The sequence below is a fragment of the Streptomyces sp. ERV7 genome (genome assembly GCF_001653515.1).
Taxonomy (GTDB): Bacteria; Actinomycetota; Actinomycetes; order Streptomycetales; family Streptomycetaceae; genus Streptomyces.
Genome location: NZ_LYOY01000051.1, coordinates 149,303 through 161,846, shown reverse-complemented (window position 1 = coordinate 161,846; position 12,544 = coordinate 149,303). Strand labels below are relative to the sequence as shown.

At 71.5% G+C, this 12,544-nt stretch carries 15 protein-coding genes; 5 read left to right on the top strand and 10 right to left on the bottom strand.

The window, feature by feature from the left end; all coding sequences use genetic code 11:
• Positions 1-27: 27 nt before the first annotated feature.
• Positions 28-1,611 (bottom strand): DAK2 domain-containing protein, encoded by a 1,584-nt coding sequence (locus tag A8W25_RS23640; protein ID WP_067164694.1) that lies wholly within the window; start codon positions 1,609-1,611, stop codon positions 28-30.
• 241 nt (positions 1,612-1,852) lie between these two features.
• Between A8W25_RS23640 and rpmB the strand changes: the two genes are divergently transcribed.
• Complete coding sequence (gene rpmB / locus A8W25_RS23635) at positions 1,853-2,038, top strand: 50S ribosomal protein L28 (protein ID WP_003957616.1); 186 nt, start codon at positions 1,853-1,855, stop codon at positions 2,036-2,038.
• 183 nt (positions 2,039-2,221) lie between these two features.
• Here rpmB and thiD read toward each other — a convergent pair whose 3' ends face one another.
• Both thiD and A8W25_RS23625 read right to left on the bottom strand, forming a co-directional pair.
• Complete coding sequence (thiD, locus tag A8W25_RS23630) at positions 2,222-3,025, bottom strand: bifunctional hydroxymethylpyrimidine kinase/phosphomethylpyrimidine kinase (RefSeq protein WP_067164691.1); 804 nt, start codon at positions 3,023-3,025, stop codon at positions 2,222-2,224.
• Positions 3,022-3,984 carry a thiamine-phosphate kinase gene (locus tag A8W25_RS23625; RefSeq protein WP_067164689.1) on the bottom strand — a complete coding sequence of 321 codons (963 nt, stop codon included), beginning with the start codon at positions 3,982-3,984 and terminating at the stop codon, positions 3,022-3,024. Before A8W25_RS23625 ends, thiD begins: the two co-directional genes overlap by 4 nt.
• Positions 3,985-4,232: 248 nt before the next feature.
• Here A8W25_RS23625 and A8W25_RS23620 point away from each other — a divergent pair, with 248 nt between their 5' ends.
• Positions 4,233-4,466: an Lrp/AsnC family transcriptional regulator gene (locus A8W25_RS23620; protein ID WP_064070330.1), complete on the top strand. Its 234-nt coding sequence runs from the start codon at positions 4,233-4,235 to the stop codon at positions 4,464-4,466.
• 20 nt (positions 4,467-4,486) lie between these two features.
• On the top strand, positions 4,487-4,969 hold the full coding sequence (locus A8W25_RS23615; protein WP_107470774.1) for a DUF3515 family protein: 483 nt from the start codon (positions 4,487-4,489) through the stop codon (positions 4,967-4,969).
• Here the strand turns inward: A8W25_RS23615 and A8W25_RS23610 are convergent.
• From A8W25_RS23610 to A8W25_RS23600, 3 genes are read right to left on the bottom strand one after another with little or no spacing between them, the layout of a single operon-like run.
• Positions 4,966-6,132 carry a D-alanine--D-alanine ligase family protein gene (locus A8W25_RS23610; RefSeq protein ID WP_067164687.1) on the bottom strand — a complete coding sequence of 389 codons (1,167 nt, stop codon included), beginning with the start codon at positions 6,130-6,132 and terminating at the stop codon, positions 4,966-4,968. The genes A8W25_RS23615 and A8W25_RS23610 overlap by 4 nt on opposite strands.
• Before the next feature lie 34 nt (positions 6,133-6,166).
• The gene (locus A8W25_RS23605; protein ID WP_079126334.1) at positions 6,167-7,180 is read right to left on the bottom strand and encodes an NAD(P)H-dependent glycerol-3-phosphate dehydrogenase; all 1,014 of its coding nucleotides are present in this window, start codon (positions 7,178-7,180) and stop codon (positions 6,167-6,169) included.
• Entirely contained in the window at positions 7,177-7,929 is a 753-nt protein-coding gene (locus tag A8W25_RS23600; protein WP_067164684.1) for a lysophospholipid acyltransferase family protein, read from the bottom strand. Before A8W25_RS23600 ends, A8W25_RS23605 begins: the two co-directional genes overlap by 4 nt.
• Positions 7,930-8,173: 244 nt before the next feature.
• On the opposite strand from A8W25_RS23600, the gene cofC reads away from it, so the two are divergent.
• Entirely contained in the window at positions 8,174-8,797 is a 624-nt protein-coding gene (gene cofC, locus A8W25_RS23595) for a 2-phospho-L-lactate guanylyltransferase (RefSeq protein WP_324616293.1), read from the top strand.
• A 10-nt stretch (positions 8,798-8,807) separates the two neighbouring features.
• Positions 8,808-9,011, top strand: coding sequence for a hypothetical protein (locus A8W25_RS23590; protein WP_067164680.1), 204 nt, complete (start codon positions 8,808-8,810; stop codon positions 9,009-9,011).
• A gap of 86 nt (positions 9,012-9,097) precedes the next feature.
• Here A8W25_RS23590 and A8W25_RS23585 read toward each other — a convergent pair whose 3' ends face one another.
• From A8W25_RS23585 to leuC, 4 genes are all read right to left on the bottom strand, one after another.
• Entirely contained in the window at positions 9,098-9,769 is a 672-nt protein-coding gene (locus A8W25_RS23585; RefSeq protein ID WP_067164679.1) for an HU family DNA-binding protein, read from the bottom strand.
• A gap of 144 nt (positions 9,770-9,913) precedes the next feature.
• Positions 9,914-10,141: a hypothetical protein gene (locus A8W25_RS23580; RefSeq protein ID WP_067164676.1), complete on the bottom strand. Its 228-nt coding sequence runs from the start codon at positions 10,139-10,141 to the stop codon at positions 9,914-9,916.
• Between the two features lie 247 nt (positions 10,142-10,388).
• Entirely contained in the window at positions 10,389-10,982 is a 594-nt protein-coding gene (gene leuD, locus A8W25_RS23575; protein ID WP_067164673.1) for a 3-isopropylmalate dehydratase small subunit, read from the bottom strand.
• Between the two features lie 6 nt (positions 10,983-10,988).
• Positions 10,989-12,413 (bottom strand): 3-isopropylmalate dehydratase large subunit, encoded by a 1,425-nt coding sequence (leuC, locus tag A8W25_RS23570; protein WP_067164671.1) that lies wholly within the window; start codon positions 12,411-12,413, stop codon positions 10,989-10,991.
• Positions 12,414-12,544: the final 131 nt, after the last annotated feature.

Here is a 12,544-nt window from a genome sequence, read left to right as displayed (position 1 = left end):
GCGGCCGCCCGACGGCCGCTCGACCCGCTACTCGACGCCGATCAGCAGCGGGGAGCTCTGGTTGCCGCCTTCGTAGACCACCGTGTCGACCGCCAGATGGGCCTCGCGCACATGGGCCTCGATGCCGGGTGCCAGGTCCGCCGGGGTGCCGGCGGCCAGCACCAGGGTGACCAGCTCACCGCCCGCCGCCAGCATCCGGTCCAGGACCGCCACGGCCGTACGGGCCAGGTCCTGCCCGATCACCGCCACGTCGCCGTCGATGAGGCCCAGCACGTCCCCGGCCTGGCAGATGCCCGCCGTGGTCCACGACTGCCGCTCGGCGACGGCCAGTTCCGCGTACCGGGTGGCGCCGGCCGCCGCGGTCATCGCGACCACGTCCTCGTCGAAGCGGCGGTCGGGGGCGTGCACCGCGAGCGCGGCGAGGCCCTGGACGGCGGCCCGGGTGGGGATGAGCGCGACCCGTACGCCCTCGGCGCGCGCCTGCTCCACGGCCGCGGCGGCGGTGTGGCGCAGCTCGGCGTCGTTGGGCAGCAGCACGACCTCGCGCGCGTGGGCGCGGCGGATCGCGTCGACGAGCTCGCCGCTGGCCGGGGGCTCGCCGGGCCGGGCCAGGACCGCGGTGGCCCCGGCCTCGGCGCACAGCCCGGCCAGGCCCTCGCCGGGCACCACCGCGACGACGGCCCGCTGGACCTGTTCGCGCGGCTCGGGGTGCGCCCCGAAGTGGGTGATGCGGATCCGGTACGGCCGCCCGGCCTCCACTCCCGCCTCGACGGCCGCGCCCGCGTCGTCGACATGGACGTGGACGTTCCACAGCCCGTCGCCGCCGACGACCACCAGGGAGTCCCCCAGGGCGTCCAGGCGGCCGCGCAGCCGGGCCACGGCCTCGTCCCCGGCTTCCAGGAGGTAGATCACCTCGAAGGCGGGCCCGGCGCTCTCGGCGCTCTCGGCGGGGCAGGTGTGCGGGTCGAGCGGCGGACGCGCCTCGTGCCGTACCGCCGGGACCTCGCCGGAGAGCGTCTGCGCCAGCGCCCCCAGGACCGTCACCAGACCCCAGCCGCCCGCGTCCACGACCCCGGCGCGGCCCAGCACCGCGAGCTGGCCCGGCGTCTCCTCCAGGGCCCGCCGGGCGCCGCCGTAGGCCGCGCTCGCCACGGCCGCCGCGTCGCCGTCCGTCTCCCCGGCCGCCTCGGCGGCGGCCGTCGCCACCGTCAGGACCGTGCCCTCGACCGGGTGCGCGACCGCCTCGTACGCCGACTCGGCGGCCCGGCGCAGGGCCCCGGCCAGATCCGTGCCGCGCTCGGCGAGGACCTCGGCCATGCCGCGCAGCAGCTGGGACAGGATCGTGCCGGAGTTGCCCCGGGCGCCGAGGAGAGCGCCGTGGGCCATGGCCCGTATGACGTCGGCCGTCTCCGGAACCTCGGTGTACGCGGCGAAGACGGCCTCGACCGCCTGGTGGGCGGACTCCACGGTCAGATAGAGGTTGGTGCCGGTGTCCCCGTCCGCGACGGGGTAGACGTTCACCGCGTCGATCTCCTCGCGGTCCCGGCCGAGCCCGTCCAGGGCCAGCGAGCACCAGGTGCGTACCGCGACGGCGTCGAGAGTCTGCGGCACCTGGTGTCCTCCTTGGGCGGCCGGTGAGCTGCGGGCCAGCAGCAGGGTAGACCCGGGGCGGGGCGGGCCGGGGTGGGGTGCGGCGGCGGTCATGGTAGTTTCGTATCTCGGGAGCAGCCGTTGTATGCTGCTTCGGTTGCCCGGCGAGAGTCGGGCCATTCCCCCGGCAAGCCACTTCAGATCTCTGATTCCGGTGCGCCGGATTTCACTGTAAGTGCATCTGAAGTCTTTGGAGTGACCCGTGGCTGCCAACTGCGACGTCTGCGGCAAGGGGCCGGGCTTCGGCAACAACATTTCGCACTCGCACCGCCGTACGTCTCGTCGCTGGAACCCGAACATCCAGCGTGTGCGTGCCGTGGTCGGTCGGACGCCGAAGCGGCTCAACGTCTGCACCTCGTGCATCAAGGCCGGCAAGGTCTCGCGCTAACGCCGACGTTTCGTCGTAGCGCAGCCTTTCCGGTTGCCCAAAAAGCCGGTCCACCTTGGTGGGCCGGCTTTTTGTCGTGCGTTTTCGACTGCGGGCCGGTGGGGGCTTGTCGCGCAGTTCCCCGCGCCCCTAGGAGGACGGGGGCGATCGGGTCGAGAGCCATCAGGTAGCCCCCCGCGCCCCTCAGCCGGTACGCCACTGCCACCCGTGGTCCACCGGGCCGATCCCCGATCCCAGCGCGAAGCCCGAGGCGATCGCGCCCGTCACGTACTCCTTCGCCGCCGTCGCCGCCTCCGGGACCGTCAGTCCCTTGGCCAGGCCCGAGGCCAGGGCGGATGCCAGGGTGCAGCCCGTGCCGTGGGTGTGGCGGTTGTCCAGGCGCGGGGCGCGGAGCCAGTGCTCCCGCGTGCCGTCGGTGAGCAGGTCGACCGCCTCCGGGGAGGCCGAGCCCGCCAGGTGGCCGCCCTTGATCAGGGCCCAGCGGGGGCCGAAGGCGAGGATCGCCTCGGCCGCGCGCCGCATCCCGTCCTCGTCCTCCACCCGTACGCCGGTGAGCTGCGCCACTTCGTCCAGGTTGGGCGTGGCCACGGTCGCGGTCGGCAGCAGCCGTCCGCGTACGGACTCCAGCGCCTCGGCGGCGAGCAGCGCGTCGCCGTGCTTGGAGACGCCCACGGGGTCCACGACCACCGGCGCGTCCGTGCCCGCGAGGAGCTGCGCCACGGTCTCCACCAGCGCGGCCGACGAGAGCATCCCCGTCTTCACGGCCTGGACGCCGATGTCGTCGACGACCGAGCGGTACTGCACCCGGACCGCCTCGGCGGGCAGCTCCCAGGCGCCCTGGACGCCCAGCGAGTTCTGCGCGGTCACCGCGGTGATCACGCTCATCCCGTGGACGCCCAGGGCCAGCATCGTCTTGAGGTCGGCCTGGATGCCCGCGCCGCCGCCGGAGTCGGACCCGGCGACGGTGAGCACGCGCGCGGGAGTCACTCCGCGTCCCCGAAGTGGTCCCAGCCGCCCTTGGCGGTCCAGGGGGCGCCGTCGACGGTCACCTGCGGCAGCGCCGAGGGGTTGAGCACCTCGCCGATGACCTTCCAGCGTGCGGGCAGCTTCACGTCCGGCGGGAAGGTCGCCACGATCGCGTGGTCCTCTCCCCCGGTCAGCACCCACTGGAGCGGGTCGACGCCGACCGCCTGGCCGATGTCGTTCATCTGCGTCGGGATGTCGATCAGGCCCGAGCGCAGGTCGATACGGACCTTGCTGGCCTCCGCGATGTGCCCCAGGTCCGCCACCAGGCCGTCGCTGACGTCCGTCATGGCGGTGGCGCCGAGCCCGGCGGCCGCGGGGCCCGCGTGGTACGGCGGCTCCGGGCGGCGGTGGGCCTCCACGAAGGCGCGCGGCGAGCGGAAGCCGCGCGAGAGGACCGCGTATCCGGCGGCGGACCAGCCGAGCCAGCCGGTGACCGCGACCACGTCGCCGGGCTGTGCGCCGCCCCGGGTCACCGGCTCGTGGTTGCGCAGGTCGCCGAGAGCGGTGATGGCGACGGTGATGGTGTCGCCGCGCACGACGTCGCCGCCGACCACGGCCGCCCCCGCCACCTGGCACTCGTCGCGGATCCCGTCCATCAGCTCGACCGGCCAGGTCGCCGGGAGCTCGGCGGGGACGACGAGGCCGAGCAGCAGGGCGGTCGGCACGGCGCCCATGGCGGCGATATCGGCCAAGTTCTGCGCGGCGGCCTTGCGGCCCACGTCGTACGCCGTCGACCAGTCGCGCCGGAAGTGGCGGCCCTCCAGGAGGATGTCCGTGCTCGCCACCACCCTGCGGTCGGGTGCGGTCACCACCGCGGCGTCGTCGCCGGGGCCGATCCGTACGGCGGGGGTCGAGGTGAGCCGGGAGGTCAGCTCCCTGATGAGCCCGAACTCCCCCAACTCGCCCACAGTGCCTTTCACCGTGCCACCTCTCATCCTCGTACCCCTTGGCACCCGGCGCGCTCGCGGTCGCGAGCCGTCACCTCGGTGGGTACCGTCAACACATACGTCAACTTCTGCTCGGCGCACGCGGATGTGCGAGCGCCCGCGCCTGCGCGGTACTCCCCCGGGCGCACGGCGACGCGATACCGTGGCGTCTCTTTCTTCCCCCCTTGGGCCTCCCCGCCGTAGGGAGGGGACATGATCCTCGTGGCCGCCCTGGAGGTTCCGTGGTACAGGCGTACATCCTCATCCAGACCGAGGTGGGCAAGGCGTCGACCGTCGCCGAGACCATCGCAAAGATTCCGGGGGTGATCCAGGCCGAGGACGTCACCGGGCCGTACGACGTGATCGTGCGCGCCCAGGCGGACACGGTCGACGAGCTGGGCCGCATGGTGGTCGCCAAGGTCCAGCAGGTGGACGGGATCACCCGCACCCTGACCTGCCCGGTGGTTCATCTGTAGCCCCCGCTTACCCTTGACCGGTGACTTCTCCGCGCCGCCGTCCGCTGCTCACCCTGCCCGCGGTCGCCATGCTCATGGCGGCCGCGGGCTGTTCTTCCTCGTCCGACGCCGACACGGGGGCCGCGGTTCCCTCGCCGTCGGCGAAGGAGGCGGCCGCCTGCGCGGCGCTGGACAAGGCGCTGCCGGACAGCGTGGCCGGGCAGAAGCGGCACGACCCCACCCCTGACTCACCGCTGACGGCCCGGTGGGGGAACGGGGACGCGGAGATCGTACTGCGCTGCGGCATCCCGCGACCCGAGGAGATGTCGGATCCGACGCTCCCGGGCGTCGGCGTGGAAGGCGTCGACTGGACCGTGCAGCAGCGCGCCGAGGGGCCCCGCTTCATCACCCAGTACCGGGACCCCTACGTCGAGCTGCTAACGGGGAAGCGGTACGCGAACGACGCGTCCGTGCTCCAGCCGTTCGGCGCCCCCATCCAGCAGGCCATCGCGAAGACGGTCTAGCGCAGGCCCGTCGAACGGCGCAGCGCCGCGTCGATCAGCCGGTCCACCAGCTCCGCGTAGTCGACGCCGGTCGCCTCCCACATCCGCGGGTACATCGAGATCGGTGTGAACCCCGGCATCGTGTTGATCTCGTTGATCACGAACTCGCCGTTCTCCTGGAGGAAGAAGTCCGCCCGGACGAGCCCCTCGCAGGACGCGGCCTCGAACGCCTCCACGGCGAGCCGGCGCACCTCCGCGGTGGCCTCGGCGCCGATCGGCGCGGGCACGATCCCGTCGGCCGAGTCGATGTACTTGGCCTCGAAGTCGTAGAACGCGTGGTTGCTGACCGGCGGGATCTCGGCCGGCACGCTCGCGCGCGGCCCGTCCTCGAACTCCAGGACGCCGCACTCGATCTCACGGCCGCGCAGCAGCGACTCGACCAGGAACTTGGGGTCGTGGCGCCGCGCCTCCTCGATGGCCTCGTCCAGGCCCTCGAAGGAGTCGACCTTGGTGATGCCGAAGGAGGAGCCCGCGCGGGCCGGCTTGATGAACAGCGGCCAGCCGTGCTCGCCCGCGAACGCGGCGATCCGCTTGCGGGCGCCCTGCTCGTCCTGCTCCCACTCGCGCGGCCGGACCACCAGGTACGGGCCGACGGGCAGCCCGAACGAGGTGAACACCCGCTTCATGTAGTCCTTGTCCTGGCCGACGGCCGAGGCGAGCACGCCCGAGCCGACGTAGGGGACGCCGGAGAGTTCCAGGAGCCCCTGGAGGGTGCCGTCCTCGCCGTACGGGCCGTGCAGCACCGGGAAGACGACGTCGACCTCGCCCAGCGCCTTGGGGACCTGGCCGGGCTCGGCGTGGACGACCTCGCGGTTGCCCGGGTCCACGGGGAGCACGACGGAGCCCTCGGCGGACTCGGCGAGCTCCGCCACGCTGGGCACCTTGCGGTCGGCGATGGCCATCCGCTCCGGCTCGTCGGCGGTGAGCGCCCAGCGGCCGTCCGTCGTGATGCCGATGGGCAGCACGTCGTACTTCGTACGGTCGATGGCGCGCAGCACGGCACCGGCGGTGACGACCGAGATGCCGTGCTCGGAGCTGCGGCCGCCGAACACGACGGCCACCCGCGGCTTGCGGGGCTGCTGGGTGCTCGATTCAGGGCTCTGGGGGAGGTTCTCGCTGCTCATATCGCGTTGAGCGTACCCGTTCGACTCGCGGGATTCAGCGCCGCTCGGACTTGGCGCTGCGCGACATCAGCTCCTTGAGCGCGACCACCGGCGGCTTGCCCTCGTGGACGATCCCGACGACGGTCTCGGTGATGGGCATGTCGACACCGTGGCGGCGGGCCAGATCCAGCACGGACTCGCAGGACTTGACGCCCTCGGCGGTCTGCTTGGTGACCGCGATGGTCTCCTGGAGCGTCATACCGCGGCCCAGGTTGGTGCCGAAGGTGTGGTTGCGCGAGAGCGGCGAGGAGCAGGTGGCGACGAGGTCGCCGAGGCCCGCGAGGCCGGAGAAGGTGAGCGGGTCGGCGCCCATGGCGAGGCCGAGCCGGGTGGTCTCCGCCAGGCCCCGGGTGATGAGCGAGCCCTTGGCGTTGTCGCCGAGGCCCATGCCGTCCGCGATGCCGACGGCCAGCCCGATCACGTTCTTGACCGCGCCGCCGAGCTCGCAGCCGACGACGTCGGTGTTGGTGTACGGGCGGAAGTACGGGGTGTGGCAGGCGGCCTGGAGGCGCTGGGCCACGGCCTCGTCACGGCAGGCGACCACGGCGGCGGCGGGCCGGCGCTGGGCGATCTCCTTGGCGAGGTTGGGGCCGGTGACCACGGCGACGCGGTCGGCGGAGACCTTGGCGACCTCCTCGATCACCTCGCTCATCCGCTTGGCGGTGCCGAGTTCGACGCCCTTCATCAGGGAGACGAGCACGGTGTCGGGCGCGAGCAGCGGCGCCCAGGCGGCGAGGTTGCCGCGCAGCGTCTGCGAGGGCACGGCCAGGACGGTGAAGTCGGCGCCCGCGGCGGCCTCGGCGGGGTCGGTGGTCGCCCGTACCCCCGCGGGCAGTTCGATGCCCGGCAGGTAGTCGGGGTTGGTGCGGGTGGTGTTGATCGCCTCGGCGAGTTCGGGCCGGCGGCCCCAGAGGGTCACCTCGCAGCCCGCGTCGGCGAGGACCATGGCGAAGGCCGTACCCCAGGAGCCGGTGCCGAATACTGCTGCCTTGGTGGCGGCGTGCGTCACTTGGTGCCCTCCCCGGCGGCCTTGCGGCGCTGCTGCGCGCGGACTTCGCGCGGATCGTACGGCTTCACGGGGGCGCTCTCGCCCCGGATGTCCTCCAGCTGGCGGGTGATCGCGGCCATGATGACCTCGGTCGCCTCGCGCAGCACCTCGGGGGTGGGCTCCTTGTCGTAGAAGCGCGCGAGGTCGACCGGCGGACCGGCCTTCACCTGGAGGGTCTTGCGGGGGAAGAGGCGGACCTTCTTCTCCTTGGCGTAGGGCGGCATCGCCAAGTTGGCGCCCCACTGGGCGATCGGGATGACCGGGGCCTTCGTCTGCAGCGCGGCGCGCGCGACACCGGTCTTGGCGGTCATCGGCCACATGCCGGGGTCGCGGGTGAGGGTGCCCTCGGGGTAGAACGCCACGCATTCGCCGCCCTCGATCGCCTCGACGGCGGCCCGGAAGGCGCCGAAGGCGTTGGTGGACTCGCGGTAGACGGGAATCTGGCCCGTGCCGCGCAGCAGCAGTCCCACGCCGGGCGCCTTGAAGAGCGCCGCCTTGGCGAGGAATCGGGGCACTCGTCCGGTGTTGTACTGGAAGTGCCCGTAGGAGAACATGTCGAGATACGAGTTGTGATTGACGGCGGTGATAAAACCGCCGTCCACCGGAATGTTCTCCATTCCGTGCCAGTCCCGCTTGAAAAGCACCACCAGTGGAGGTTTGGCGATGACCGCCGCCAGGCGGTACCAGAAGCCGATTCTGCGGCGGGACACTCGGAGCACCTTCCTCTAGGACAGACCACTGTCGGCCACTGCGCGACTCACGCAGGGAGCAAGTGTCGCCCCGGCCCTCCGGTCTGTCGAGAACACCGTACGCCCCGACCGTGGGGCGACCGCTCCTGGCCGGGTGACAATGGCCCCCGTCCTGTCCAGCGACTATCCGTTCGACGGGGCGGGGGAAGACGCGAGCTAGGGGGACGTCACGAACACCGCATCACCGGGCCGCTGGTCTCTGGTCGTGCCGCTGAAGCCGTTGGCGCTGGCGAAGAGCAGGCTCACCGCCGCCGTCGGCGCGGCACTGCGTCCGCAGCTCGCTCTGGCGTTCGCCCTGGACACCGTGGGAGCGGCGCTCACCTGCCCGGCGGTACGGGATGTGGCGGTCGTCACGGACGATCCGCTGGCGGGCGCGGAGCTGGCCGCGCTGGGCGCCCGGATCGTCGGGGACCGCCCGGCGGCGGGCCTCAACGCCGCCCTCGCGCACGGCGCGTACGCGGTACGGGCACTGCGCCCCGGGGCGGCGGTCGCGGCCCTGAACGCGGATCTGCCCGCGCTGCGGCCGGCGGAATTGGGCCGGGTACTGGATGCCGCCTCCGCATTTCCGCGCGCATTTCTGGCGGATGCGGCCGGAATCGGCACGACATTCCTTTCGGCCGGGCCCGGAGTGGATTTGGCCCCGGCTTTCGGCGGCCCCTCGCGGGCCGCGCATTCGGCCTCGGGAGCAGCGGAAATCCTGCTGACCGGCGTGGACTCGGTACGCCAGGACGTGGACACCGGCGCGGATCTGCGCACCGCCCTCACCCTGGGCCCGGGCCCGGCGACGACGGCGCTCCGGACAGCGGTGGGTGTCGTACCCGGGTACTAGGCTGCGGGGCATGCAGGCGACCGCGTACACATACGACTTCGAGACCCGCAGCGGCAGTGTGCTGCTCGACGACGGCACCCCGGTGGACTTCGGGGCCGCGGCCTTCGACGCGGGCGGGCTGCGGCTGCTGCGGGTGGGCCAGCGGGTCCGGATCGAGACCGAGGGCGAGGGCACGTCCCTGAAGATCACGCTGGTGACGCTGCAGACGTTCTGAGAGCGCCCGGGGGCGGCCCCCCGACACGCCGCGGGCCGGGCTCCCCGAGGGGAGCCCGGCCCGGCGCGTGAGCCGTCCGGCGGTGCCTACTTCTTGCGGGCAGTCGTCTTCTTGGCGGTGGTCTTGCGCGCGGTGACCTTCTTGGCGGGCGCCTTCTTCGCGACGGCCTTCTTCGCGGGCGCGGTCTTCTTCGCCGTGGCCTTCTTGACGGTGGTGGCCTTCTTGGCCGGGGCCGCCTTCTTCGCGGTCGCGGTGGCCTTCTTGGCGGTGGTCTTCTTCGCCGCCGTGGTCTTCTTCACGGCCGCCGTGGTCTTCTTGGCGGTCGTCTTCTTCGCCGTGGCCTTCTTGGCCGCGGTCGCCTTCTTGGCGGCGGTGGCCTTCTTGGCCGCGGCCTTCTTGACCGTGCTCCGGGTGGAGGTGCCACCGGAGAGGCTGCCCTTGGGCGCCTTCTTCACGGCGACCTCGTCGCCCTTGGGGAGCTTCTTCGAGCCGCTGACCAGGTCCTTGAAGCCCTGACCCGCACGGAAGCGCGGAACCGAGGTCTTCTTGACCCGCACGCGCTCACCCGTCTGCGGGTTGCGGGCGTAACGGGCCGGGCGGTCGACCTTCTCGAACGAACCGAAACCGGTGACCGAGACCCGGTCGCCGGCGACGACGGCCCGGACGACCGCGTCCAGAACAGCGTCCACGGCGTCCGCGGCCTGCTGACGGCCGCCGAGCTTGTCGGCAATCGCTTCTACGAGCTGCGCCTTGTTCACGTCTTCCCCTTCGGAGACATTGCCGGAACGAATCTGTTCTGGCTTTTTCGCACGTTAGGCAGATATATACCGCAAATCAAACACGAAACGGGCTAATCACCCTAGTGCCGCAACGAAGTCGGCCTTCGCCGAACTCCTTGAGACTCAGTCGCCTTCGGGGAATCGGCCCTCGTCGAGGTCCTTCATCAACCGGTCCAGACGCCTTGCGGCGTCGGCGAGATCGTGTTTGGCAGCCGCTGTGATGACCAGCAGCTTCCGGGACAGCGCCATCCGTACGCCCTCCGGGACTTGCAGTTCGCGCACCACTGTGTGCGCTTCTTTCAGTCGGTCCGCGACGACCCGGTAGAGCTCGAGTTGGCTGTCGCGTTCCATGCGCCGATTGTGCCATCTGGGGCGAGTTGTCGCCTCCGGCGGGGGCAACTGAGGGATTCCGAGTGGTTTTCGGGCCCCCAACGACCACCGGTCGCGCAAGTCCCAATCCGGCCATCTGCTGTGCAGCCTAGGCTAGTTGACGCCACCCTGACACCCCGCAACGCAACACGCCCCCTGTCCCGAAAGACAGGGGGCGTGTTGGGCCGAAAGACTGCCGAAGGGCCGCTCAAGAGGCGGCGCCCGTCCGTCAGACCAGCGAGGTGCTGGGCTTGTGGGAGGGCCGCTTCGTCTCGTACGCGGTGATGTCCGCCTCGTTCTGCAGGGTGATGCTGATGTCGTCCAGGCCGTTCAGCAGCCGCCAGCGGGCGTTCTCGTCGAGTGCGAAGTCCGCCGTGAGGCCCTCGGCGCGGACCTGGCGGTCCTGGAGGTCCACCGTGATCTCGGCGTTCGGGTCGTTCTCCGTCAGCTCCCAGAGCGCGTCCACGACTTTCTGGTCGAGAACCACCGTGAGCAGCCCGTTCTTCAACGAGTTGCCCCGGAAGATATCGGCGAACCGGGACGAGATCACGGTTTTGAAGCCGTAGTTCTGCAGCGCCCACACGGCGTGCTCGCGCGAGGAGCCCGTACCGAAGTCGGGGCCCGCGACCAGCACCGACGCGCCCTGGCGCTCGGGCTTGTTCAGGACGAAGGACGGGTCCTTGCGCCAGGCCTCGAACAGGCCGTCCTCGAAACCGTCCCGGGTGACCTTCTTCAGCCAGTGGGCCGGGATGATCTGGTCGGTGTCGACGTTGGAGCGGCGCAGCGGGACGGCCCGGCCGGTGTGCGTGGTGAAAGCTTCCATGGCTGATCAGACTCCAGCGGGCGTACGGGCGTCGGACAGGTCGGCGGGGGACGCCAGGTGGCCGAGAACCGCCGTTGCCGCGGCGACCTGCGGCGACACCAGATGCGTACGGCCGCCCTTGCCCTGCCTGCCCTCGAAGTTGCGGTTGGAGGTGGAGGCGGAGCGCTCACCGGGGGCCAGCTGGTCCGGGTTCATGCCCAGACACATCGAGCAGCCCGCGTGCCGCCATTCGGCGCCGGCGGCGGTGAAGACCTTGTCCAGGCCCTCCTCGACGGCCTGCAGGGCGACCCGCACCGAGCCCGGGACGACCAGCATCCGTACGCCGTCGGCGACTTTGCGGCCCTCCAGGATCGAGGCGGCCGAGCGCAGGTCCTCGATGCGGCCGTTGGTGCACGAACCTACGAAGACGGTGTCGACGTCGATGGCCTTCAGCGGCTGCCCCGCCGTCAACCCCATGTACTCCAGGGCCTTTTCGGCGGCCAGGCGCTCCGAAGCGTCTTCGTACGAAGCCGGGTCGGGGACGGACGCCGAAAGCGGCGCGCCCTGGCCCGGGTTGGTGCCCCAGGTCACGAACGGCGAGAGCGCGGTGGCGTCGATGACCACCTCGGCGTCGAAGACCGCGTCCTCGTCCGTCTTCAGGGTCTGCCAGTACGCGACGGCCGCGTCCCAGTCCGCGCCCTTCGGGGCGTGCGCGCGGCCCTCCAGGTAGTCGAAGGTGGTCCGGTCGGGGGCGATCATGCCCGCCCGGGCACCGGCCTCGATCGACATGTTGCAGATGGTCATCCGGGCCTCCATCGAGAGCTTCTCGATGGCCGAGCCGCGGTACTCCAGGACGTAGCCCTGGCCGCCGCCGGTGCCGATCCTGGCGATGATGGCCAGGATCAGGTCCTTGGCGGTGACACCGTCGGGCAGTTCGCCGTCGACGGTGATCGCCATGGTCCTGAAGGGCGCCAGTGGCAGGGTCTGGGTGGCGAGCACATGCTCTACCTGTGAGGTGCCGATCCCGAAGGCCAGGGCCCCGAAGGCACCGTGCGTGGAGGTGTGCGAGTCACCGCAGACCACGGTGGTGCCGGGCTGGGTCAGACCCAGCTGGGGTCCCACCACGTGGACGACGCCCTGCTCGACGTCGCCGAGCGGGTGCAGCCGCACGCCGAACTCGGCGCAGTTCTTGCGCAGCGTCTCCAGCTGGGCCCGGGAGACCGGGTCGGCGATGGGCTTGTCGATGTCGAGGGTCGGGGTGTTGTGGTCCTCGGTGGCGATGGTGAGGTCGAGGCGCCGCACCGGGCGGCCGTTGGCGCGCAGACCGTCGAAGGCCTGTGGGCTGGTCACCTCGTGCAGCAGGTGCAGATCGATGAAGAGGAGGTCGGGCTCGCCCTCGGCGCGCCTGACGACATGGTCGTCCCAGACCTTCTCCGCGAGTGTCCTACCCATCGCTTTCCCTCCGGCCGGCTTCGTCGCCGGCTCAACTAGAGACCGGGTGTACCGCCGGACCCCGGGACCGGACGGTGGCTGCGGCCGTTGTGCGGACCGCCAGTACAGGTTCGCAAGTTCCGGAGAAAATT